The organism is Streptomyces sp. NPDC024632 (assembly GCF_055559175.1).
This window is the reverse complement of sequence record NZ_JBVHLD010000001.1, coordinates 261897-284287: the sequence shown is the minus strand read 5'-3', so window position 1 is coordinate 284287 and position 22391 is coordinate 261897. Positions and strand designations below refer to the sequence as shown.

Sequence of the window (22391 nt, the reverse complement as noted above, 5' to 3'; positions counted from 1 at the left end):
CCCGTTTTCGGGCGTTACCCCAGGTCAGGGCCGATTGTCAGTGGTAGCCCCCACTATGGGTGGCATGGAGAAAGGAGGCTCGCCATGGCAGCTCCCGTAAGCGACATCCATCCTGTGCTGCGCCGCGCCACCGCGTCACCCGCCGCCCTTGACCTGCTCACCCAGGCACACCTCGGCCTCGAAGAGGCCGCCGTCCTGGAGACTCCGAACGAGCGCTACGCCACCGCCCACCTCGCCGCCCTGCGCACCGCCGCCGCGGTGCTCGCGGTACGCGGCCGACCCGAGCCCGCCCCGCGCCGCCGCCAGCGGATACGCACCGCCTGGGAGGTGCTGCCCGAGGTCGCGCCCGAACTGGCGGAGTGGAGCGCCCTGTTCGAGGCGGGCGCGGCCCGCAGGGCCCGCGCCGAGGCCGGCATAGCCGGAGCCGCGGGCCCCCGCGACGCCGACGACCTGCTGCGCGCCGCGACCATGTTCCTGCGCCTGGTGGAGCGCATGCTGCTCCTCCAGCCCGCGCTCGCGGGCAAGCCGCCCCTGATCCCGGCCCCCGCGGCCGCGGAGCCACCCCGCAGACGCGCCAACTGACACCCGGCCGCGCGCGGCGGCCCCGTCGTCCTGGTCACGCACGAGCACCTGGACCATGACACCCGGCCGCGCGCGCGGCGGCCCCACCTCGGCCGGGGGCTCTAGAGTGGAGCCGCCCGATGTGACCAGCCCCTGCGAGGAGCCGCGCGCCATGTCCCGTCAAGGAGGGGTGGACCCGATGCGCCCCCGTGCCAGTCTGCGTACCGCCGTGGTGTGGGAGGTCCTCAAGGACGCTCTCGAACGGCGGGCCAAGACCGCGGACACGGCGGCACTCGACGTCCTGGACACCGGCGGCGGCACCGGCAACTTCGCGGTGCCCGTCGCCCGGCTCGGCCACCGCGTCACCGTCGTCGACCCCAGCCCCGACGCGCTCTTCGCACTGGAGCGACGAGCCGCCGAGGCCGGGGTCACCGACCGGGTCAGCGCCGTCCAGGGCGACACCCACGGGCTGCCCGACATCGTGCCCCGCGCGAGCTGGGACATGGTGCTGTGCCACGGCGTCCTGGAGTACGTGGACGACCCGGCGGAGGCCGTGCGCAACGTGGTCGGAGCGCTCCGCCCCTCCGGCGCCCTCAGCCTGCTCGCGGCGGGCCGCGGCGGCGCCGTACTGGCCCGCGCCCTCGCCGGGCACTTCGCGGAGGCCCAGCACGCCCTCGGTGACCCGGACGGCCGATGGGGCGACGGCGATTCGCTGCCCCGCCGCTACACCGCGGACCAGCTCACCCGGCTGGTCACCGACGCGGGTCTGCGGGCCGCCGCCGTGCACGGCATCAGGGTCTTCGCCGACCTCGTCCCCGGCGTCCTGGTCGACACCGAGCCGGGCGCCCTGGAGGCGCTGCTGCGGCTGGAGCTGGCAGCGGCGGAGGAGCCCGGATTCCACTCGGTGGCCACCCAGCTCCACGTCCTCGGCGAGCGCGGCTGACGGACCCCGCGCGACCCCCGGAAGGACCTCTTCCGCTTCACCCGCCCCCGCCACCGGCCGGAGTAGTCGGTCACAGGCCCCCCGTACCGCCATTGCTGACCGTATGCTGGCATGACGTAACGGCGGACGGGGAATGAAGCCCCCGTCGGATTGGCGTAGTGGGGCGGGTTTCATGGGGGCGAATCCCTGCCTATCCTGAAAGGGTCGGACCGGTCGCCCCCCTGCGACCGACGAGTAGGAGGACTCCGTGCCGCTCTCGGAGCACGAGCAGCGCATGCTCGAGCAGATGGAGCGAGCGCTGTACGCCGAAGATCCCAAGTTCGCGTCGGCGCTTGAGGGAAGTGGGCTGCGCACGTACACCAGGCGGCGTGTCTACCAGTCGGTGGCGGGCTTCCTGGTCGGTATCGCGCTGCTCATGGGCGGCATGATCGCCAAGCAGCCCTGGATCAGTGTGGTGGGCTTCCTGGTCATGCTGGCCTGTGCGGTGCTGGCCGTCACCGGCTGGCGCAAGGCGGGCAAGCCGGGCGAGGCGGCGCCCGCCGCCGGGGTTCCCGGTGCCCCCGGCGCACCCGGCCGGCGGCTCAGCCGCCGCAACCAGGCCAAGCGGGGCAAGGTCATGGACCGGATCGAGGAGCGGTGGCAGCGCCGCCGCGACGAGCAGCAGGGTGGCCGCTAGAGGGTCACTTCCGCCAGCACGGCGCACCGTCCGAGGGTCCCGCACCCTCCCGACGGTGCGCCGATCTTTTTGCCCCCCGTGCGCCCACCTGTCGCCGTGCGGCGAGCCGATCCCTGAGGGTCGCGGCCCCTGAGGCCGTGGAGGCGCGAGGCTTGTGCCCCGGAGGGGCGCTGGGGGCACCTCCCAGCGTTAGCTGGGGGAGGAACCGTGCGGTCCGCCGCCGGCCGCGCTGAGGAACCGTGCGGTCAGTCGCCGACCGCGCTGAGGAACCGCGCGGTCCGCCGCCGGCCGCGCTCCCGCAGGTCACCACCCGCCCCGGCGGGGCAGTCCGGTCGTTCCCGGACCACCGGCCCCTGGGGGCGGGCGCGCTGTTCCACCCGCCCCTGACAGGGGCACGCCCCGCGCGGACAGCGCAGCCCCCTGAGGGGCGCCCCACCCGCGCGGTGGGGACTCACGCCTGGCGGGCCAGGCGCCTCCTCAGCGGAGCGACAAGGCGATGCCCGGCCTCGGACAGACGGAGAGTGACCGCGGACCACCGGTCAGAAAGGTGCCAGATCACCCGGGCGGAGGAACGCGGCAGAAGCACCGCCCGAAGGCGACCGCGGCGCCCGGCCGCCGCGTGCAGGCCCTCGCGGACGTGCCGGACATCGGCCGGCAACCCGGTGACCGGCTGGGGCCTGGGCGAGTAGAGCACCTGCTCCACCGCCGTGGCCAGGGCGCCCGCGGAGACCGCGGCCTGGCCGGTCAGACCGCCGTCCTGGACCAGCCGGGCCATCGCCCGCCGCGGGGTCTCGGAGTCGTCCGGCGGGACGCCGTAGTCCCAGCCGGTGTCGACCACCTCGCGCCAGGCGGACAGGGCGAGCCCTTCGGCCCTGTCACGTCCGCCGCCGAGCCGTCTGGACCGCTGTCGGCGCCGCCAGAGCATGGGCAGCAGCGGGACGGCCAGCACCAGCAGCGCGAGCAGCGTGAGCACGGCGATCCTGCCGCCGCCGAACCCGCCGCCGCCGGAACCGCCGGAAGCGGCCACCGCCGTGTTGTCGCAGGAGCTCTGCGCCCGGTTGTCGCTGCCGCAGCTCGCGCTCGCCGACGGCGTCGGGGTCGGCGTCGTCGCCGTGCCGTGCTGCCCCTGGTCGGCGGGCTCGTTGGTGCCCGAGGGCGTCGTGGTCTGGGTGTACGAGGGGGCCGTGCCCCGGTACGGGGTCGGCTCGAAACGGGTCCAGCCGATGCCCTCGAAGTACAGCTCGGGCCAGGCGTGCGCGTCCTTGAGGCCCACCGACATCGTGCCGTCCGAACCCTGCTGCGAGCCGGGGGTGAAGCCGACCGCCACCCGCGCCGGGATGTGCAGCGTGCGGGCCATCGCCGCCATGGTGAAGGCGAAGTGGATGCAGAAGCCTTCCTTGTTGCGCAGGAACCGCGCTATGGCGTCCACGCCGGTGCCCGACTGCGCCTTGGTGTTGTAGACGAACGCGCCCGAGGTGAAGTACCGCTGGAGCGCCAGCGCCTTCTCGTAGTCGTTGTTCGCCGACTCCGTCACCTGCTGCGCGGTCTGCGCGACCACCTTCGGCAGCGAGCCGGGCACCTTGGTGTACTCCTCGGCGACCCGTCCGGTGGCCGGGGGCGCGGCGGCGAGCTGCGCGGCCGTCGGCTGCACCTGCATGCTCGTGACCGAGTACGTCAGACCCGAGGTGTTCTGCCCGCGGTCGCCGATGATCGTCCGGCCCTCGGGCTCGAACCGCCAGTGCCCCGACACGTCGACGCCCAGCGCCGGGAAGGGCATCGGCAGCCAGCCCTGCGCGTAGCCGTCGTCGACCTTCACCGTCGTCTGGACCTTGGAGTACTTCACGTCGGAGGCCATGCCCGCGGGCTGCGGCAGCACCGACGGGATGTCCTCGATCTTCCGCTTCGACGGCTGCCACTGCGTGCCGTCGAACTGGTCGAGCGCCACGATCCGCAAGTACATGCTGGACAGATCGGTGGAGTTGGTCCTGTACGAGAGGACTTCGCGGTTGTCTTGCTGGTTGAGGTTGTCCTGGAGGGCCACCACCGGGTTGACCGCGGAGATCGTGCCGCCGCGCCCCGGTCCCGTACCGGTGCCCGAGGTGTCCAGCAGGCCGCTGCCCAGCGACGGCAGCACGGCGGGCGCGACCAGGGCCAGGCCCAGCGCCATCACGCCGATCCTGCGGCCGGTGCGCACCGGGGCCAGCGCCCGGCTGCCGGAGGCCGGGTTGGCGGAGCCGCCCCAGCCGTTGGCCGGCGGACCGCCGCCGAACACGCGGCCCCAGCGCGAGAGCCGGTCCCGGCCCTCGGCCAGGAGCAGCAGCAGGTAACCGGCGGCGGCGACGACGAAGTACAGCCACTGCGCACCGCCGTTGGACAGCCCCGCGGCCACCGAGTACAGCGCCAGCAGCGGAAGTCCCGCGGGGGCCGCGCTGTTGTACGTGACGGCCAGCGCGTCCACCGCGAGCGCGACCACCAGCACACCGCCGACCAGCAGCATCCTGATGCCGGGGGTGACGGGCGCCGGGATGGCGAACTGGCTGACGTCGGTCAGCCCGTCGCGTACCAGGTCGCTGAGGTGGACGAAGGCGTTGGGACCGGGGATGACGCCGCCCAGCGCCTGGTGCGGCGCGAACATCACGGTCAGCACGAGCAGTGAGACCACCGCCTGCGCGAGGACGGTCAACGGCCGGGCCAGCGGCACCCGTCGGGCCAGCGCACCGACCCCGGACTGGAGTGCCACGAAGAGCACGGCCTGGAACATCCAGCCCGCGGGGGTGGCCAGCGGCAGCAGCGAGCAGGCGGCCATCACGGAGGCGGCCGCCGCACACACCGTCAGCCGGGCACGTCCGCTCATGTTGTGGCCCCTGCCTCTTGCTGTTCCTCGCGTGAGCGGTAACGGTCGGCCCGCTGCCACAGTTCCGGCAGCGAGTCCCCGGCGCGTACCGACAGCACCGTCCAGCCCGCCTCGCGGAGCATCCGCAGCGGTGTCGGGGTGTCGTCGTCCTCGGCGCCGGTCTCCCGCGCGCCGTGCTCGGCCGGGGGCTCCGACCTGGCGCCCGGCTCGCGGGCCGTCCAGTCGTCGCTGTCCAGGACGAACGCGACGGCGCCGCCCGCTCGTTGCCGCATCCGGCCGACATTGGCCGCCTGCTCCTCGTCCAGGTCGCCGAGGAAGGCCACCAGCAGCCCCTCGTGGCTGGACCGCAGCACCTCGTAGGCGCGGGACAGGCCGTCGCTGTGGGCGGCGTCGGGGCCGGAGCCGGAGCCGGGCGACTGCGCCAGGTCGTCGGAGTGGTCGACCACGGCGAGGGTGTCCAGCAGGACGCCCGCCATGTCCGAGGAGTCGCCGACGTAGCCGCCGGTGCCCTCGGGGCCGGGGACGCTGCTGCCGGTGTCGGTCAGCAGCCGTACCGCGAAGCCGCGTTCCAGCATGTGGGTGGAGACCGAGGCGGCGGCCGAGACCGCCCACTCGAACGCCGAGTCGGGGCCCGCGCCGTAGTAGGCGGAGCGCCGCGTGTCCAGCAGGACGGTGCAGCGCGCGCGGTGCGGCTGCTCCTCGCGGCGCACCATCAGCTCGCCGTACTTGGCGGTGGAGCGCCAGTGCACCCGGCGCAGGTCGTCGCCGTGCCGGTAGCCGCGCGGGATGACGTCGTCCTCGCCGGCGAAGGCCAGCGCGCGGGTGCGGCTCTCGCCGTAGCCGTTGGCCTCACCGGCCAGGCGTACCGGCGGCAGCGCCTCGACGCGCGGCACCACGGTGAGGGTGTCGAACGCGCTGAAGGAGCGGGTCAGTTCGCACATGCCGAAGGGGTCGGTCAGCCGCAGTTGCAGCGGGCCGAGCGGGTAGCGGCCCCGCAGGTCGGAGCGGACCCGGTAGGACACCTCGCGGTGGCCGCCGGGCTCCACCCGGTCCAGTACGAAGCGCGGGCGCGGGCCGAGCACGTACGGCACCCGGTCCTGGAGCATCAGCAGTCCGGTGGGGATGCGCGAGACGTTGTCGACCCGCAGGTGCACGCGGGACTCCGACATGGCGGGCACCCGCGACGGGGCGAGCCGCCTGCTGCCCGCGACCCGGTAGCGGGTGCGGTACAGGACGGCGACGCAGACCAGCGGCAGGATCGCCAGCAGCAGTCCGACCCGCAGCAGGTCGGGCTGGCCGAGCACGTAGGCGCATATCCCGGCGGCGACCCCGGCCGCGACGAAGGACCGGCCCCGGGTGGTGAGTCCGCCGAGCGCGGTACGGAATCCGCCGCTCGCCTGCTGCGGTCCCGCGGCGCCCGGCGGGCCGCCCTGGCGGCCCTGCGCCGGACCGCGCTGCGGCTGCGGCGCGGATTGTGGCGGTCGGGTCGGCGGCGGGGTCCCGGCGCCGGGCGTCGCCATCACAGGCCCCGCAGGCCCTGCGGGCGGGCCGACGGCTTCTGCGGCCAGCCGCCGGCCGCCGGGTCGGGCACCGGGACGCGCTGCACGATCTCGGCGACCACCTGTTCGGGGGTGCGCCGGTTCAACTGCGCCTGCGCGGTGGGCAGCAGGCGGTGCGCCAGTACGGAGGAGGCCAGGCCCTGCACGTCGTCGGGCAGCACGTAGTCCCGGCCGTCCAGCGCGGCGGAGGCCCTGGCGGCCCGCACCAAGTGCAAGGTGGCGCGCGGCGAGGCGCCGAGCCGCAGATCGGGGTGGTTGCGGGTGGCGCCGACCAGCGTCACCGCGTACCGCCGTACCGGCTCCGAGACATGCACCATCCGTACGGCCTCGACGAGCTTGACGATCTCGTGGGCGTGCGCGACGGGCTGGAGGTCGTCGAGCGGCGAGACACCGCCGTGCACGTCGAGCATCTTCAACTCGGCGTCCGGGCTGGGGTAGCCGATCGAGACCCGGGCGGTGAACCGGTCCCGCTGCGCCTCGGGCAGCGGATAGGTGCCCTCCATCTCCACCGGGTTCTGGGTGGCGATCACCATGAAGGGGCTCGGCAGTTCGTACGTGGTGCCGTCCACGGTGACCTGCCGCTCCTCCATCGACTCCAGCAGCGCCGACTGGGTCTTGGGCGAGGCGCGGTTGATCTCGTCGCCGACCACGATCTGCGCGAAGATCGCGCCCGGCTTGAACTCGAAGTCCCGCCGCTGCTGGTCGAAGACGCTCACTCCGGTGATGTCGGACGGCAGCAGGTCGGGTGTGAACTGGATGCGCCGTACCGAACAGTCGATCGACCGTGCCAGGGCCTTGGACAGCATCGTCTTACCGACACCCGGCACGTCCTCGATCAGCAGATGTCCCTCGGCGAGCAGCACCGTCAGTGCGATGCGGACGACTTCGGGCTTGCCCTCGATCACGTTCTCCACACTGCGGCGCACCCGGTCAGCGGTCGTCGTCAGATCGCTCAGGCTTGCTCGTGCGTCAAAGGTCGTCACCCGGTACTCCTCGGCCATGTTCCTCGGGACACGGTCATCCCTGGACCGGCCCACCCCACTTGCGTGCCGCTCGTGCTCGCGCCGGGCGAGGCAGTGCGGTGCCGCACGATGCATTCTTCCCTTACGCGGCACCCCACGTCACTCGCCTGCCGTTACTTGTTCGTGATTTCCCGGAGTAGACCAGTGTGCACGTCGAAGACGAACCCGCGCACGTCGTCGGTGTGCGCGAGGAAGGGCGAGGTGCGCACCCGGTTCATCGACTGCCGGACATCCTGGTCGATATCGGTGAACGCCTCCACCGACCAGGTCGGCCGCTGGCCGACCTCCCGTTCCAGTTCGGTACGGAAGTCCTCGGTGATGCTCTGCAGGCCGCAGTTGGTGTGGTGGATCAGCACGACGGAGCGGGTGCCCAGCGCGCGCTGGCTGATGGTGAGGGAGCGGATGGTGTCGTCGGTGACCACGCCGCCCGCGTTGCGGATGGTGTGGCAGTCGCCCAGCTCCAGACCGAGCGCCCGGTGCAGGTCGATGCGGGCGTCCATGCAGGCCACGACGGCGACCTTCAGAACGGGCCTGGCATCCATGCCGGGGTCTTGGAACGCGTCGGCGTAGCGCTGGTTGGCTGCGACGAGCCGGTCGGTAACGGACGCGGTGGCGGTGTCTCCGGAGCGGCCGCTGACGTCGGTCGGCGCTGGGGAACCACTGGCAGATATCGACATGTCTCTGACGGTACGGCTCCGGGTGCCGTTCCACCTGCTGTGAGTTCCCACGAAATTTCGGCTCAAAAAGGATAAGCATCGGCAATTCCACGATGTGTGAGGTAGCCCACACACCCTCCGGGGCTCACCGGAAAGGGGTGACGCGAGAGGACGCGAGGGGTGACGCGGAGGCCGCGCGGGACGTGACGCGCCCGGCTCCGCTCTGCGTTGACCGTGGGGGCCGGTGGAGTAAAGTGGCGCGAAGTGGTGCCGTCTGCTGGAGGTGTGCATGTTCCTCGGGACGTACACCCCGCGGCTCGACGACAAGAACCGGCTGGTGCTGCCCGCCAGGTTCCGCGAGCAGTTCGCCGACGGACTGGTGATCACCAAGGGGCAGGAACGCTGCTTGTGCGTGTGGTCGGTCGACGGCTTCAAGGCCGCCACCAGAAGCCTGTCCGACGCCCCGCTGACCTCGAAGGGCGCGCGGGACTACTTGCGCGTGCTGTTCGCCGGGGCGCATGACGAGGTCCCCGACAAGCAGGGCCGGGTCACGGTGCCGCAGCCGCTGCGCGCCTACGCCGGGCTGGTCAGGGACTGCGCGGTGATCGGCGCGGGCAGCCGGGTGGAGATCTGGTCCGCGACCGCCTGGGAGGGCTATCTCGCGGCCCAGGAAGACACCTTTTCGGCCCTGTCCGAGGAGGTTCCGCCCGGATTACTGTGAGCGCGGCCCGACCGGTCCGCGCCCCGGCGCACCTGCGCGCACCCCACGCTTGACTCCGTACCACCGCGCGGACGTACGGCCCGGCCTCCTCCCGCTCTGCCGCTCCGCTGGCACCACTTCCCCGGTGCCAGGGGAACGTTTCCTTTCGAGCGGGCGGGGACCCGGTTCTACGTCCCTCGTACCGCCGAGAAGGGCCCCATGAGCGACACCACCCCCGCGCAGCCCGAGCCGCGCCATGTGCCGGTCATGCTCCGGCGCTGCCTGGACCTGCTGGCCCCCGCGCTCGCCGAGCCGGGCGCGGTCGTCGTGGACGCCACCCTCGGCCTCGGCGGCCACAGCGAGGCGCTGCTCAGCACGTTCCCCGCCGCCCGGCTGGTCGCGCTCGACCGCGACACCGAGGCGCTGAAGCTCTCCGCCGAGCGACTCGCGCCCTTCGGCGACCGCGCCACCCTCGTGCACGCGGTCTACGACGAGCTGCCCGACGTCCTGGACCGGCTCGGCATCGTCCGCGTGCAGGGCGTCCTGTTCGACCTCGGCGTCTCCTCCATGCAGCTCGACGAGGCCGGCCGCGGCTTCGCCTACGCCCAGGACGCGCCGCTGGACATGCGGATGGACCAGACCACCGGGATCAGCGCCGCCGAGGTGCTCAACACGTATCCGCCGGGCGACCTGGTGCGCATCCTGCGCGCCTACGGCGAGGAGAAATTCGCCCGCAAGATCGTGGACGCGGTGGTGCGCGAGCGGGAACGGGAGCCGTTCAGCAACAGCGCGCGCCTGGTGGAGCTGATCCGTACGGCGCTGCCGCAGGCCGCGATGCGCACCGGGGGCAACCCGGCCAAGCGGACCTTCCAGGCCCTGCGGATCGAGGTCAACGGCGAGCTGTCGGTGCTGGAGCGCGCGGTCCCGGCGGCCGTCGGGGCGCTCGCGGTCGGCGGCCGGATCGCCGTGCTGTCGTACCAGTCGCTGGAGGACCGGCTGGTCAAGCAGGTCCTCGCGGCCGGGGCCGCCACGACCGCGCCGCCCGGCCTGCCGGTGGTGCCCGAGCAGTACCAGCCCCGCCTGAAGCTGCTCACCCGCGGCGCGGAACTGCCCACCGAGGACGAGATCGCCGAGAACCGGCGGGCCGCGCCCGCCCGGCTGCGCGGCGCCGAGCGGATCCGCGAGGACGCGCGGTGAGCCAGGACCGGCCGGGGGACCGGCGACGGCCCCCCGGCGACGACCGGGCACGCCGGGACCGGTCACCTGAGGGCCGGCCGGGCGACGGCCGGGCACGCGAGGAACCGGCGCGCGGACGCACCCCGCGCGAGGACCCCGCCCGTGGCCGCGCCCCGCGCCAGGAACCGCCCCGTAAGCGGGCCGCCGGTCAGGAACCGTCCCGCGAGCGGGCCGCCCGCCAGGACCGGCCGCCGCGCCAGGACCGCGGGGAGCCGCGCCGCGGGACCGCGAGGGTGCCCAGGCCGCCGCGCCCGCCCGGCCTGTCCGTACGGCCGTCCGCGGGCCGCGGGTCCGCCCGGTCCGCAACCGCCGCCCGTATGCCGTTCGTCCTTCTTGTCGTGACCCTCCTCGCGGGCGGCCTGCTCTCCCTGCTGCTGCTCAACGGAGCGGTCAACCAGGACTCCTTCGAGCTGAACAAGCTTCAAAAGGAGACCAACGGTTACACGGACGAGCAGCAGCAGCTCCAGCAGGAGGTCGATCAGTACGCGGCCCCCGGCGGCCTGGAACAGCGCGCCCGGCAGCTCGGCATGGTGCCGGGCGGCAACCCGGCCTTCCTCAACCCGGACGGCAGCGTCCGGGGCACCCCCGAGGAGGCCACGGCGCCGCCCGCGCCGCCGCCGACCAGCAAGGCGCCGCCGGCCCCGACCGGCACGCCCACCGCGACCCCGCCGAGCGGCACCCCGACCGGCGCGGCCGACGCCGCCGCGACCGGGTCGCCGACCGGCGCCCCCGGCACCACTCCTTCGGCCCCCACGACCCCCGGCGGCGCGCACGCCGCCGCCACGACCACTCCCACTCCTCCCGGCAGGTGACTTCGTGAAGCCTCAGCCACCCTCCCCGACCGCCCGTTCCCCGCGCCCCGCGCGGAGGGCCGGCCGGTGAGCGAGCCGAGACGACCGCAGCCGGGCCGCGCCCCGCGCCCCGGCGCGCCCCGCCCCCGCGCGTCCGGAGCGGGCAACGCGGGCGGCGCGGCGGCCGGAGCCGCAGGAGCCCCCGCGGGCCGGATTCGCCGCCCCCGCCCCGAAGGCGCCGCGCCCCGACCCGCCCAGCGCGCGGGCCAGCGGCTCGGCCAGCGCCCCGCCGCCCCCCGCCCGCGCCGCACCGCCCCGCCGCCGCGGGCCCCCCGCGGCCCCCGGCTGGTCAAGCTCGGCAGGCCCAAGCCCCGGCTGCGGCTGGTCGGCGTCGCCCTCACCCTGGTGATGGCCGCCTTCGTGATCCGGCTGCTCCAGGTCCAGGCCGTGGACGCCTCCACCTACGCGGCCAAGGCCGCGGTGAACCGCTGGGTGACCCACGACGTCACCGCCGACCGCGGCACCATCACCGACCGCTCCGGCGTCGACCTGGCCACGACCGTGGACGCGTACGACATCACCGCCGACCCGTATCTGTTCACCCCGGAACAGACCAAGACCAAGGACGCGCCGCTCCAGGCCGCCGAACTGCTCGCGCCGATCGTCGGCGGCGACCCGACGGCCATCGCCAAGGCGCTGGCCACCCCCAAGTCCCGCTACCAGGTGATCGCCCGCCAGCAGTCCCCGCAGGTCTGGAACCAGATCAAGGACCTGAAGAAGGCGTTCGCCGCCACGTACGCCAGGGGACAGGGCGCCAACGTGCTGGCCGGGGTCTTCAGCGAGACCCACACCAAACGCGTCTACCCCGGCGGCGACCTGGCCGCGGGCGTCCTCGGCTTCGTCAACAGCCAGGGCGTGGGCGGCGGCGGCCTCGAATCCATGCTCAACAAGGAACTCGCGGGCAAGAACGGCAAGATCCGCTACGCCCAGTCCGACGGCCGCCAGGTGCCCACCGCGGGCGTCCAGGAACACCCCGCCGTGCCCGGTTCCGACGTCGAGCTGACCCTGGACCGGGACATCCAGTGGGCCGCCCAGAGCGCGATCACCGCCCAGGTGCAGAAGTCCAAGGCCGACCGCGGCTATGTGATCGTCCAGGACTCCAGAACCGGCGAGGTGCTGGCCATGGCCGACGCCCCCGGCTTCGACCCCGGCGACCTCGCCCACGCCGACCCGCGCGCGCTCGGCAACGCGGCGATGCAGGACGCGTACGAGCCCGGCAGCGTCAGCAAGCTGATGTCGATGGCCGCGATCCTCGACACCGGCACCGCCACCCCCGACACCCGGGTCACCGTCCCGGGCACCCTGCCGCGCGCCGACCGGGTCTTCCACGACGACGTCGATCACGGCACCTGGTACCTGACGCTCAACGGCGTCCTGGCCAAGTCCAGCAACATCGGCACCATCCTGGCCAGCCAGCAGCTCGGCACGACCCAGCCGCAGGCCAACCGGGTGCTCTACTCGTACCTGAAGAAATTCGGCATCGGCGACCCCACCGGCATCGGCTTCCCCGGCGAGACACCCGGCATCCTGGCCAAGCCGCAGGACTGGAACGCCTCCCAGCAGTTCACCATCCCGTTCGGCCAGGGCCTGTCGGTCAACGCGCTCCAGGCCACCTCGGTCTACTCGACGATCGCCAACGGGGGCGTACGCGTCCAGCCCACGCTGATCCGCGGCACCACGGGACCCGACGGCCGCTACGTCCCCGCGGACCCGGCCAAGAAGACCCGGGTGGTCAGCGCGCAGACCGCCAAGACGCTCTCCACGATGCTCGAATCGGTCGTCGGCGACGAACAGGGCACCGGACTCCACGCGCGGATCGCCGGATACCGCGTCGCGGGCAAGACCGGTACGGCCAACCGGGTGGACCCGGAGACCGGCAAGTACAAGGGCTACACCTCGTCGTTCCTGGGGTTCGCGCCCGCCGACGACCCGCGCGTCACGGTCTCCTGCGTGATCCAGAACCCGACCAGGGGCAGCTACTTCGGCGGCTCCATCTGCGGCCCGGTCTTCAAGCAGGTCATGGAATTCGCGCTCAAGACGCTGAAGGTCCCGCCGTCCGGCACCAAGGCTCCCCATCTGCCGGTCGACTTCGACCCGGCCCAGCCCGCGACGCCGCCCGGCACCGCGAAGCCCGGCACGGACAAGGCGCGGTGATCATGAATTTTGGCTCGCACCCCGGCCAGCCCGGTAACCTCACCGCCGTGCCCAAAGCTGATCAGCCCACCCTCACCCAGCCGGGCGCGCCGCGCCCGACGCGTATCCGCCCCAAAACCCTGCACGAACTCGCGGAACTCACCGGACCTCTCGGTACGCGGGTGCCGGACGGCCCCACCGCGCAGGTCACCGGCATCACGCACGACTCGCGCGCGGTCCGCCCCGGTGACCTGTACGCGGCGCTGCCCGGCGCGCGCTTCCACGGCGCGGACTTCGCCGCGCAGGCCGCCGCCGCCGGAGCCGTCGCCGTACTGACCGACCCGGCGGGCACCGAGCGCGCCGCCGCCACCGGACTGCCCGTCCTGACCGTGGACGACCCGCGGGCCCGGATGGGCGAACTGGCCGCCGCCGTCTACGACCAGCCGGGCGACGGCCTGCTGCGGGTCGGGATCACCGGCACGTCGGGCAAGACCACCACCGCCTACCTCGTCGAGGGCGGCCTGCGCGCCGCGCGCGACGGCGGCACCGGCCTCATCGGCACCGTCGAGACCCGGATCGGCGACGACCGGATCAAGAGCGAGCGCACCACACCGGAGGCCACCGACCTCCAGGCGCTCTTCGCCGTGATGCGCGAACGCGGTGTCGAGTCGGTGGTCATGGAGGTCTCCAGCCACGCCCTGGTGCTCGGCCGGGTCGACGGGGCGGTGTTCGACGTGGCCGTCTTCAACAACCTCAGCCCCGAGCACATGGAGTTCCACGCGGGCATGGAGGACTACTTCCAGGCCAAGGCGCAGCTCTTCACCCCGCGCCGCAGCCGGCTCGGCGTGGTCAACCTGGACGACGCGTACGGCCGCAGGCTGGTCGGCGAGGCCACCGTGCCGCTGGTCACCTTCTCCGCCGAAGGGCGGCTGGACGCGGACTGGCGGGCCGAGGACGTCGAGGCGGGGCTGCACGGCAGCACCTTCACCGTGCTCGGCCCCAAGGGCGAGCGGGTGGACGCCACCGCGCCGCTGCCCGGCCCCTTCAACGTCGCCAACACCCTGGCCGCGATCACCGCGCTGGCCGCCGCGGGCCTCGACCCGCAGACCGCCGCCGACGGCATCGCCGCCGTCCCCGGCGTCCCCGGCCGCCTGGAGCGGGTCGACGCGGGACAGCCGTATCTGGCGGTCGTGGACTACGCGCACAAGACCGACGCCGTGGAGCTGATGCTGCGCGCGCTGCGCAAGACCACCCGCGGCCGGATCCACGCCGTGCTCGGCTGCGGCGGCGACCGCGACACCACCAAGCGCGGGCCGATGGGCGCGGCGGTCGCCCGGCTCGCCGACACCGCCGTACTGACCTCCGACAACCCGCGGTCGGAGGACCCGCTGGCCATCCTCGCCGCGATGCTGAACGGCGCGTGCGAGGTCCCCGCGCAGCAGCGCGGACACGTCATCGTCGAACCCGACAGAGCCGCCGCCGTCGCCGCCGCCGTCGCACGGGCCGAGCCCGGCGACATCGTGGTGGTGGCGGGCAAGGGCCATGAACAGGGCCAGGACATCGCCGGAGAGGTACGCCCCTTCGACGACCGAGAGGTGCTGCGCGCCGCGATCGAGAAGGACCGACAAGCACTGTGATCCCCCTCACCCTCGCCGAGGTCGCACGCGCGGTCGGCGGGAGCACGCACGACATACCGGACACGGAAGTACGTGTCACCGGCCCGGTGGTCAGGGACTCCCGCGAGGTGGTGCCCGGCGCGCTCTTCGTGGCGTTCGCCGGAGCCAAGGCCGACGGCCACGACTTCGCCGCCGACGTGGTCGCGGCGGGCGCCGTGGCGGTGCTCGCCACCCGGCCGGTCGGCGTACCCGCGATCGTCGTGGACGACGTACAGACCGCGCTCGGCGCCCTCGCCAAGCACGTCATCGAGCGGCTGGGCGCCACCGTGGTGGCGCTGACCGGCTCCGCGGGCAAGACCAGCACCAAGGACCTCATCGCGCAGCTCCTGGAGCGGCACGCGCCCACCGTGTGGACACCGGGCTCGCTGAACAACGAGATCGGGCTGCCGCTGACCGCGCTGAGCGCCGACGAGCACACCCGGCACCTGGTGCTGGAGATGGGCGCCCGCGGTATCGGCCACATCAGCTACCTGACCGGACTGACCCCGCCGCGGATCGGCCTGGTGCTCAACGTCGGCAGCGCGCACATCGGCGAGTTCGGCGGCCGGGAGCAGATCGCCCGGGCCAAGGGCGAGCTGGTCGAGGCGCTGCCCGCGGCGGCCGAGGGCGGCATCGCCGTACTCAACGCCGACGACCCGCTGGTCCGCGCCATGGCCTCCCGTACCAAGGCGCGCGTCGTGTACTTCGGCGAGTCGGCCAGGTCGGTCGACGGCGTGGACGTCGAGGTGACCGCCGAGAATGTCCGGCTCAACGACCGGGGTCAGGCCGTCTTCACGCTGCGAACACCCACCGGGTGCGCCGAGGTGACCTTGCGCCTGTACGGTGAGCACCACGTGTCGAACGCGCTCGCCGCGACCGCCGTAGCCCGTGAACTGGGCATGCCCGTCGACGAGATCGCCACCGCGCTCTCCGAGGCCGGCACGCTCTCGCACTGGCGCATGGAGGTCACCGAGCGGCCCGACGGCGTGACGGTCGTCAACGACGCCTACAACGCGAACCCCGAATCCATGAGGGCTGCCCTGCGCACACTCGCAGCGATGGGCAGATCCACACAGGCGCGCGGGGGGCGCACGTGGGCGGTGCTCGGAAAGATGGCCGAACTCGGCGGGGAAGCACTCGTCGAGCACGACGCGGTGGGGCGGCTGGCCGTCCGGCTCAACGTCAGCAAGCTCGTGGCCGTGGGCGGTACCGAAGCCGCCTGGCTGCAAATGGGCGCCTATAACGAGGGTTCGTGGGGTGAGGAGTCGGTGCACGTGTCCGACGCGGAGGCGGCGATCGACCTGTTGCGCAGCGAAGTGCGCCCGGGGGACGTCGTACTGGTGAAGGCATCGAGGTCGGTCGGCCTGGAGTCCGTCGCCCTGGCGCTGCTCGAAGCCGACGGCTTCGACGGCTCGGCCCGTGAGGGTGCCGCCCTGTGAAGCAGATTCTCGTCTCCGGCGTCCTGGGGCTCTTCCTGTCGCTGGTCGGCACACCGCTGTTGATCCGCCTGCTGGCCCGCAAGGGCTACGGACAGATGATCCGGGACGACGGTCCGAAGGCGCACCACAGCAAGCGCGGCACGCCCACCATGGGCGGTATCGCGTTCATCCTGGCCACGCTGATCGCCTACGCGGCGACCAAGCTGATCACCGGTGACAAGCCGACCATGTCCGGCGTGCTGGTGCTCTTCCTCTTCGCCGGTATGGGCCTGGTCGGCTTCCTCGACGACTACATCAAGATCGTCAAGCAGCGCAGCCTCGGCCTGCGCGCCAAGGCGAAGATGTCGGGCCAGCTCATCGTCGGCATCGCCTTCGCGGCGCTCGCGCTGAACTTCAAGGACTCCCGCGGCCAGACCCCGGCCTCCACCAAGCTGTCGTTCACCACCGACTTCGGCTGGTCCATCGGCCCGGTGATCTTCGTGGTCTGGGCGCTGTTCATGATCCTGGCGATGTCCAACGGCGTGAACCTCACCGACGGCCTCGACGGCCTGGCCACCGGCGCCTCCACCATGGTCTTCGCCGCCTACACCGTCATCGGCGTGTGGCAGTACGGCCAGTGGTGCGGGGCCCCGGTCAGCGCGAACGGCGCGTGTTACGAGGTCCGCGACCCACTCGATCTCGCGGTGGTCGCGGCGGCCCTGATGGGAGCCTGCTTCGGCTTCCTGTGGTGGAACACCTCACCGGCCAAGATCTTCATGGGCGACACCGGCTCCCTGGCCCTGGGCGGCGCGCTCGCGGGCCTGGCGATCTGCTCCCGCACCGAGATGCTGCTGGCCATCCTCGGCGGCCTCTTCGTCCTGATCACGATGTCCGTGATCATCCAGGTCGGCTCCTTCCGGCTCACCGGCAAGCGGGTCTTCCGGATGGCGCCACTCCAGCACCACTTCGAACTCAAGGGGTGGAGCGAAGTCCTGGTCGTGGTCAGATTCTGGATCATCCAGGGCATGTGCATGGCCGTCGGACTCGGCATCTTCTACGCGGGCTGGGTGGCCGCGTCGTGACGACCGACTCCCCGGCGTCCCCGGCGTCTCCGGCCTCCCCGTCCGCCGCCGGGCAGGGCTTCGTGAACCCCGACTTCACGGACCTGCGCGTCACCGTCGCCGGGCTCGGCGTCTCCGGCGTGCCCGCCGCGAAGGCGCTGCACGCCCTCGGCGCCCGCGTCACCGTCGTCAACGGCGTCGCGGGCGAGCGGCAGCGGGCCGAGGCGGCCGAACTGGAGGCGCTCGGCATCACCGTGCGCCTCGGTGACGGCGCGACCCTGCCCGAGGGCACCGAACTCGTGGTCACCGCCCCCGGCTGGAAGCCGAGCAGCCCGCTGTTCACGGCCGCCGCCAAGGCGGGCGTGGAGATCTGGGGCGACGTCGAACTGGCCTGGCGGCTCAGGAAACCCGGCGCGGCCCCCTGGCTCGCGGTCACCGGCACCAACGGCAAGACCACCACCACCCGCATGCTCGCCGCGATCCTCACCGCGGCGGGCCTGCGCACCGCGGCCGTCGGCAACATCGGCGTCTCCCTGCTGGACGCGGTCCTCGGCGACGAGCCGTACGACGTCCTCGCCGTCGAGTTGTCCAGCTACCAGCTCCACTGGGCGCCCAGCATCCGCCCGCACTCCGCCGCCGTGCTCAACCTGGCGCCCGACCACCTCGACTGGCACGGCTCGATGGCGGCGTACACCGCCGACAAGGGCCGGATCTACCAGGGCAACCAGGTCGCCTGCGTCTACAACCGCGCCGACCCGGAGACCGAGCGGCTGGTCCGCGAGGCCGACGTCGAAGAGGGCTGCCGGGCGATCGGCTTCACCCTCGACGCGCCCCGGCCCTCCGACTTCGGCCTGGTCGACGGCATCCTGGTCGACCGCGCCTTCGTGGACGACCGGGTCAACAGCGCGCAGGAGCTGGCCGAGACCGCCGACGTCAACCCGCCGGCCCCGCACAACATCGCCAACGCGCTGGCCGCCGCCGCCCTCGCCCGCGCCTACGGCGTCGAACCGGCCGCCGTACGCGAGGGCCTGCGGGCCTTCCGCCCGGACGCGCACCGCATCGCCGAGGTCGCCACCCGCGACGGCATCACCTGGGTCGACGACTCCAAGGCCACCAACACCCACGCGGCCGAGGCGTCGCTGGCCGCGTACCCGTCGATCGTCTGGCTCGCCGGCGGCCTCGCCAAGGGCGCGGTCTTCGACGACCTGGTCATCAAGTCCGCCGACCGGCTGCGGGCCGCCGTCCTGATCGGCGCCGACCGCGCCCTGATCCGTGAAGCGCTCGCGCGACACGCCCCCCAGGTCCCGGTGGTCGAGCTGGGCCGGACCGACACTGGGGCGATGGCCGCCGCCGTCGCCGTGGCACGCGACCGGGCCCAGCCCGGCGACACCGTTCTGCTGGCACCGGCCTGTGCGTCGATGGACATGTTCGCCAATTACAACGAGCGCGGCGATATGTTCGCGGAAGCCGTCCGGCGCCTGGGCGCCGCCGACAGCGACAGCGACGAGCCCTAGCCGCAGGTGTCGTGCGGCGCCCTCGCTCCGATGGAGGTCCCATGACGGCCACTGCGTCCCCCCGCCGCCCCGCGCACCGCCCCCGCGGGGGGCGGGTATGAGCACGTACCCGGCCCGGCAGCGCGGCAGCGCGCTCCGGGGCGCCGCCCGGCTCCCCGAGCGGGTACGCGCCGCCTGGGACCGCCCGCTGACGGCGTACTACGTCATCCTCGGCGCGGCCCTGCTGATCACCGTGCTCGGCCTGGTGATGGTGTACTCCGCCTCGATGATCCAGGCGCTGCGCTACGGCCTGCCGTCCACGTACTACTTCCGCAAGCAGCTCCTCGCGGTCGCCCTCGGCTCCGTGCTGCTCTACGCCGCCGCCCGGATGCCGGTCAGACTGCACCGCGCGCTCGCGTACCCGCTGCTGCTCGGCGCCGTCTTCCTGATGTGCCTGGTCCAGGTCCCCGGAATAGGGCAGACGGTCAACGGCAACACCAACTGGATCTCCATCGGCGGCCCTTTCCAGATCCAGCCCAGCGAATTCGGCAAGCTGGCCCTGGTGATGTGGGGTGCCGACCTGCTCGCCCGCAAGGGCGACCGGAATCTGCTGATCCAGTGGAAGCACCTGCTGGTGCCGCTCGTGCCCGTGACGTTCCTGCTGCTCGGACTGATCATGCTCGGCGGCGACATGGGCACCACGATGATCCTCACCGCGATCCTCTTCGGCATGCTCTGGCTCGCGGGCGCCCCCACCAGGCTCTTCGCGGGCGTGCTGTCCGGCGCGGCGGCGCTGGCGGCCCTGGCCATCATCACCAGCCCCAACCGGATGGGCCGGCTGCACTGCATCGCCGCCACCGACCCCGGCACCAACGACCAGTGCTGGCAGGCCGTGCACGGGATCTACGCCCTCGCCTCCGGTGGCTGGTTCGGGTCGGGACTCGGGGCGAGTGTGGAAAAATGGGGTGAACTCCCGGAGCCGCACACCGACTTCATCTTCGCCGTAACCGGGGAGGAATTGGGTCTGGCGGGGACGCTGTCGGTACTCGCCCTCTTCGCGGCACTAGGCTACGCGGGTATCCGCGTGGCCGGTCGTACGGAGGACCCCTTCGTCAGGTTCGCAGCGGGTGGCGTGACCACCTGGATCACGGCCCAGGCCGTGATCAACATCGGTGCGGTGCTCGGCCTGCTGCCGATCGCCGGAGTCCCGCTCCCGCTGTTCTCCTACGGAGGTTCAGCCATCCTGCCGACCATGTTCGCGATCGGGCTGCTCATCTCCTTCGCGAGAAACGAGCCCGGAGCGCGAGCGGCCCTGGCCATGCGGGGGCGTAGTGCTTTCAGCGGGGCAATGACACGGACGATGCGGCGGTACGTCACCAGGCGGCCGTCCGGAGAGCGGTGAATTTCGGTGCATGTCGTACTCGCCGGCGGGGGGACCGCCGGCCACATCGAGCCTGCGCTCGCGCTCGCCGATGCCCTGCGCAGGCAGGACCCGACCGTGGGCATCACGGCCCTCGGCACCGAGAAGGGCCTGGAGACCAGGCTGGTGCCGGAACGCGGTTATGAACTGGCGCTCATCCCGGCCGTCCCGCTGCCGCGCCGCCCCACCCCGGAACTGATCACCGTCCCCGGACGGCTGCGCGGCACCATCAAGGCCGCCGAGCAGATCCTGGAACGCACCAAGGCGGACTGCGTGGTCGGCTTCGGCGGCTACGTGGCGCTGCCCGGCTACCTGGCCGCCAAGCGGCTCGGCGTGCCGATCGTCGTGCACGAGGCCAACGCGCGGCCGGGCCTGGCCAACAAGATCGGGTCGCGGTACGCGCACGCGGTCGCGGTCTCCACCCCCGACAGCAAGCTGCGCGACGCCCGCTACATCGGCATCCCGCTGCGCCGCACCATCGCCACCCTCGACCGGGCCGCCGCCCGCCCCGAGGCCCGGCACGCGTTCGGCCTCGACCAGAACCTGCCCACCCTGCTGGTCTCCGGCGGCTCCCAGGGCGCCCGGCGGCTCAACGAGGTGATCGCCACCGTCGCGCCGCGGCTCCAGCAGTCCGGCGTGCAGATCCTGCACGCGGTCGGCCCCAAGAACGAACTCCCGCGGTCCGACAACATGCCCGGCATGCCGCCGTACCGCCCGGTGCCCTACGTCGACCGGATGGATCTCGCCTACGCCGCCGCCGACATGATGCTCTGCCGTGCCGGTGCCATGACCGTCGCCGAACTGTCCGCGGTCGGACTGCCCGCCGCCTACGTGCCGCTGCCCATCGGCAACGGCGAACAGCGGCTCAACGCCCAGCCGCTGGTGAAGGCCGGCGGCGGCCTGCTGGTCGACGACGCCGAACTCACCCCCGACTGGGTGCTGGGACACGTGCTGCCCGTCCTGACGGACCCGCACCGCCTGTACGACATGTCGCGCGCGGCAGCCGAGTTCGGCCGCCGCGACGCGGACGACCTGCTGGTCGCCATGGTGTACGAGGCGGTGGCCGCGGGCCGCCGCTGACGGTGGCCGCCGCGCCGAGGGCGTGTCCCGCGGCGCGGCGGACCGGGCCTGGCACGATAGGGCCCGCGGGGCGCGGAGGCGCTCCGCATCCGTCGACGCGGGGAGGCCGGGTGACCGGGGTGACCGGGACGCAAGCGAAGCCGGTCGGCGCCGACCGGGACGGGGCGGCGCCCGGTGCCGGACGGCGCCCGCGCCCCCGGCTGACCCTCCCCAGCCGCCGGACGGCGATCATCACACTGGTCGTCCTCACCGTCCTCGTCGCGGGCGGCACCTGGGCCGTCTACGGCTCCTCCTGGTTCCGCGCCACGCGCGTGACCGTCACGGGCAACGACGTGCTGACGCCGCAGCAGATCGAGCGCGCCGCGGGCGTACCGCTGGGCGGCGCGCTGGCCTCGGTGGACACCGGCGCGGTCCGCAGGCGGCTGCTCACCGCGCTGCCGCGGATCGACCATGTGGACGTGGAACGGTCGTGGCCGCACACGGTCCGGGTGAAAGTGACCGAACGAACGGCCTCCGCCGTACTGAAAAGCGGCGACAAGTTCACCGAAGTGGACCCGGGCGGTGTGCGATTCGCGACCGTCGACACCGCGCCGCGCGGCGTACCGCTCGTGCAATTGACGCCGGATCAGTCGCCGAGCCTTCGGCATTTCGGAACAAAGAGCCTGCTGCGGGCCGCCATTGCGGTCGCCGCCGATCTTCCGGAATCGCTGCACGGCCAGGCGACCGCGATCCGGGTCCGTTCCTACGACAACATCACCGTCGAACTCTCGCGCGGACGCAGCGTGATGTGGGGGAGCGCGGAACAGGGCGCGCGGAAGGCCGCGGTGCTCAATGCGCTCCTGAAGGTCCAGCCACACGCCTCCCACTACGACGTGAGTGCCCCCAGCGCCCCTGCGGCGTCAGGGAGTTGACGCCCCTTATGGCATTATTCGACCCCTGGCCCACCAGCCGGTGACGTGATCACATAGGGTCAAAAGAAAAACGGTAGGTTCGGCGTGTTCGTTGAACCACTACCGCTTGTCGACTTAGTGTCTCGTCCCAAGGAACACATGGGACATGCATACTGGTAACCC

Annotated in this window: 18 protein-coding genes; 14 read left to right on the top strand and 4 right to left on the bottom strand. The window is 72.9% G+C overall.

Annotation, left to right across the window (positions count from 1 at the left end):
- Positions 1-84: 84 nt before the first annotated feature.
- The 3 genes from ACZ37P_RS01250 to ACZ37P_RS01240 all read left to right on the top strand — a co-directional run bounded on the left by ACZ37P_RS01250 (position 85) and on the right by ACZ37P_RS01240 (position 2180).
- Positions 85-582 (top strand): SAV_6107 family HEPN domain-containing protein, encoded by a 498-nt coding sequence (locus tag ACZ37P_RS01250; protein ID WP_355334148.1) that lies wholly within the window; start codon positions 85-87, stop codon positions 580-582.
- Positions 583-733: 151 nt separating this feature from the next.
- Entirely contained in the window at positions 734-1504 is a 771-nt protein-coding gene (locus ACZ37P_RS01245; RefSeq protein WP_391043951.1) for a methyltransferase domain-containing protein, read from the top strand.
- A gap of 247 nt (positions 1505-1751) precedes the next feature.
- Positions 1752-2180, top strand: coding sequence for a DUF3040 domain-containing protein (locus tag ACZ37P_RS01240; protein WP_355334142.1), 429 nt, complete (start codon positions 1752-1754; stop codon positions 2178-2180).
- Between the two features lie 451 nt (positions 2181-2631).
- On the opposite strand, the gene ACZ37P_RS01235 is transcribed toward ACZ37P_RS01240, so the two are convergent.
- The 4 genes from ACZ37P_RS01235 to ACZ37P_RS01220 form a co-directional block, all read right to left on the bottom strand.
- Positions 2632-5034 (bottom strand): transglutaminase TgpA family protein, encoded by a 2403-nt coding sequence (locus ACZ37P_RS01235; RefSeq protein ID WP_467344230.1) that lies wholly within the window; start codon positions 5032-5034, stop codon positions 2632-2634.
- Positions 5031-6554 (bottom strand): DUF58 domain-containing protein, encoded by a 1524-nt coding sequence (locus tag ACZ37P_RS01230; RefSeq protein WP_401303769.1) that lies wholly within the window; start codon positions 6552-6554, stop codon positions 5031-5033. Before ACZ37P_RS01230 ends, ACZ37P_RS01235 begins: the two co-directional genes overlap by 4 nt.
- A complete protein-coding gene (locus ACZ37P_RS01225; RefSeq protein WP_188283215.1) occupies positions 6554-7576 on the bottom strand; it encodes an AAA family ATPase in 1023 nt (340 codons plus the stop codon). The genes ACZ37P_RS01230 and ACZ37P_RS01225 overlap by 1 nt, the downstream gene beginning before the upstream one ends.
- A 152-nt stretch (positions 7577-7728) precedes the next feature.
- A complete protein-coding gene (locus tag ACZ37P_RS01220) occupies positions 7729-8292 on the bottom strand; it encodes a beta-class carbonic anhydrase (RefSeq protein WP_355334136.1) in 564 nt (187 codons plus the stop codon).
- A 268-nt stretch (positions 8293-8560) separates the two neighbouring features.
- Here ACZ37P_RS01220 and mraZ point away from each other — a divergent pair, with 268 nt between their 5' ends.
- From mraZ to ACZ37P_RS01165, 11 genes are all read left to right on the top strand, one after another.
- Positions 8561-8992 carry a division/cell wall cluster transcriptional repressor MraZ gene (mraZ, locus tag ACZ37P_RS01215; protein ID WP_355334133.1) on the top strand — a complete coding sequence of 144 codons (432 nt, stop codon included), beginning with the start codon at positions 8561-8563 and terminating at the stop codon, positions 8990-8992.
- Between the two features lie 198 nt (positions 8993-9190).
- Positions 9191-10168 (top strand): 16S rRNA (cytosine(1402)-N(4))-methyltransferase RsmH, encoded by a 978-nt coding sequence (gene rsmH, locus ACZ37P_RS01210; RefSeq protein ID WP_355334131.1) that lies wholly within the window; start codon positions 9191-9193, stop codon positions 10166-10168.
- A gap of 356 nt (positions 10169-10524) precedes the next feature.
- Positions 10525-11019, top strand: a complete 495-nt coding sequence (gene ftsL, locus ACZ37P_RS01205) for a cell division protein FtsL (RefSeq protein ID WP_401303762.1) — start codon at positions 10525-10527, stop codon at positions 11017-11019.
- A 66-nt stretch (positions 11020-11085) separates the two neighbouring features.
- Positions 11086-13212, top strand: coding sequence for a peptidoglycan D,D-transpeptidase FtsI family protein (locus ACZ37P_RS01200; protein ID WP_355334127.1), 2127 nt, complete (start codon positions 11086-11088; stop codon positions 13210-13212).
- Positions 13213-13214: 2 nt separating this feature from the next.
- Positions 13215-14828 carry a UDP-N-acetylmuramoyl-L-alanyl-D-glutamate--2,6-diaminopimelate ligase gene (locus ACZ37P_RS01195; RefSeq protein WP_355334124.1) on the top strand — a complete coding sequence of 538 codons (1614 nt, stop codon included), beginning with the start codon at positions 13215-13217 and terminating at the stop codon, positions 14826-14828.
- The gene (locus tag ACZ37P_RS01190) at positions 14825-16285 is read left to right on the top strand and encodes a UDP-N-acetylmuramoyl-tripeptide--D-alanyl-D-alanine ligase (protein ID WP_467344223.1); all 1461 of its coding nucleotides are present in this window, start codon (positions 14825-14827) and stop codon (positions 16283-16285) included. The genes ACZ37P_RS01195 and ACZ37P_RS01190 overlap by 4 nt, the downstream gene beginning before the upstream one ends.
- Positions 16282-17346: a phospho-N-acetylmuramoyl-pentapeptide-transferase gene (gene mraY, locus ACZ37P_RS01185; protein WP_188282125.1), complete on the top strand. Its 1065-nt coding sequence runs from the start codon at positions 16282-16284 to the stop codon at positions 17344-17346. Before ACZ37P_RS01190 ends, mraY begins: the two co-directional genes overlap by 4 nt.
- A 62-nt stretch (positions 17347-17408) precedes the next feature.
- Positions 17409-18839, top strand: coding sequence for a UDP-N-acetylmuramoyl-L-alanine--D-glutamate ligase (murD, locus tag ACZ37P_RS01180; protein WP_355334707.1), 1431 nt, complete (start codon positions 17409-17411; stop codon positions 18837-18839).
- 97 nt (positions 18840-18936) lie between these two features.
- Positions 18937-20220, top strand: a complete 1284-nt coding sequence (ftsW, locus tag ACZ37P_RS01175; protein ID WP_355334118.1) for a putative lipid II flippase FtsW — start codon at positions 18937-18939, stop codon at positions 20218-20220.
- A gap of 6 nt (positions 20221-20226) precedes the next feature.
- Complete coding sequence (gene murG / locus ACZ37P_RS01170) at positions 20227-21318, top strand: undecaprenyldiphospho-muramoylpentapeptide beta-N-acetylglucosaminyltransferase (RefSeq protein ID WP_355334117.1); 1092 nt, start codon at positions 20227-20229, stop codon at positions 21316-21318.
- A gap of 119 nt (positions 21319-21437) precedes the next feature.
- On the top strand, positions 21438-22229 hold the full coding sequence (locus ACZ37P_RS01165) for a cell division protein FtsQ/DivIB (protein WP_391159762.1): 792 nt from the start codon (positions 21438-21440) through the stop codon (positions 22227-22229).
- Positions 22230-22391 lie beyond the last annotated feature (162 nt).

What these genes read in the sequence shown, in the direction of transcription:
- ACZ37P_RS01250 (WP_355334148.1), top strand. Translation starts at nt 85, where the DNA reads ATGGCAGCTCCCGTAAGCGACATCCATCCTGTGCTGCGCCGCGCCACC.
- ACZ37P_RS01245 (WP_391043951.1), top strand. Translation starts at nt 734, where the DNA reads ATGTCCCGTCAAGGAGGGGTGGACCCGATGCGCCCCCGTGCCAGTCTG.
- ACZ37P_RS01235 (WP_467344230.1), bottom strand. Translation starts at nt 5,034, where the DNA reads ATGAGCGGACGTGCCCGGCTGACGGTGTGTGCGGCGGCCGCCTCCGTG.
- ACZ37P_RS01230 (WP_401303769.1), bottom strand. Translation starts at nt 6,554, where the DNA reads ATGGCGACGCCCGGCGCCGGGACCCCGCCGCCGACCCGACCGCCACAA.
- ACZ37P_RS01220 (WP_355334136.1), bottom strand. Translation starts at nt 8,292, where the DNA reads ATGTCGATATCTGCCAGTGGTTCCCCAGCGCCGACCGACGTCAGCGGC.
- mraZ (WP_355334133.1), top strand. Translation starts at nt 8,561, where the DNA reads ATGTTCCTCGGGACGTACACCCCGCGGCTCGACGACAAGAACCGGCTG.
- rsmH (WP_355334131.1), top strand. Translation starts at nt 9,191, where the DNA reads ATGAGCGACACCACCCCCGCGCAGCCCGAGCCGCGCCATGTGCCGGTC.
- ftsL (WP_401303762.1), top strand. Translation starts at nt 10,525, where the DNA reads ATGCCGTTCGTCCTTCTTGTCGTGACCCTCCTCGCGGGCGGCCTGCTC.
- ACZ37P_RS01195 (WP_355334124.1), top strand. Translation starts at nt 13,215, where the DNA reads ATGAATTTTGGCTCGCACCCCGGCCAGCCCGGTAACCTCACCGCCGTG.
- ftsW (WP_355334118.1), top strand. Translation starts at nt 18,937, where the DNA reads ATGAGCACGTACCCGGCCCGGCAGCGCGGCAGCGCGCTCCGGGGCGCC.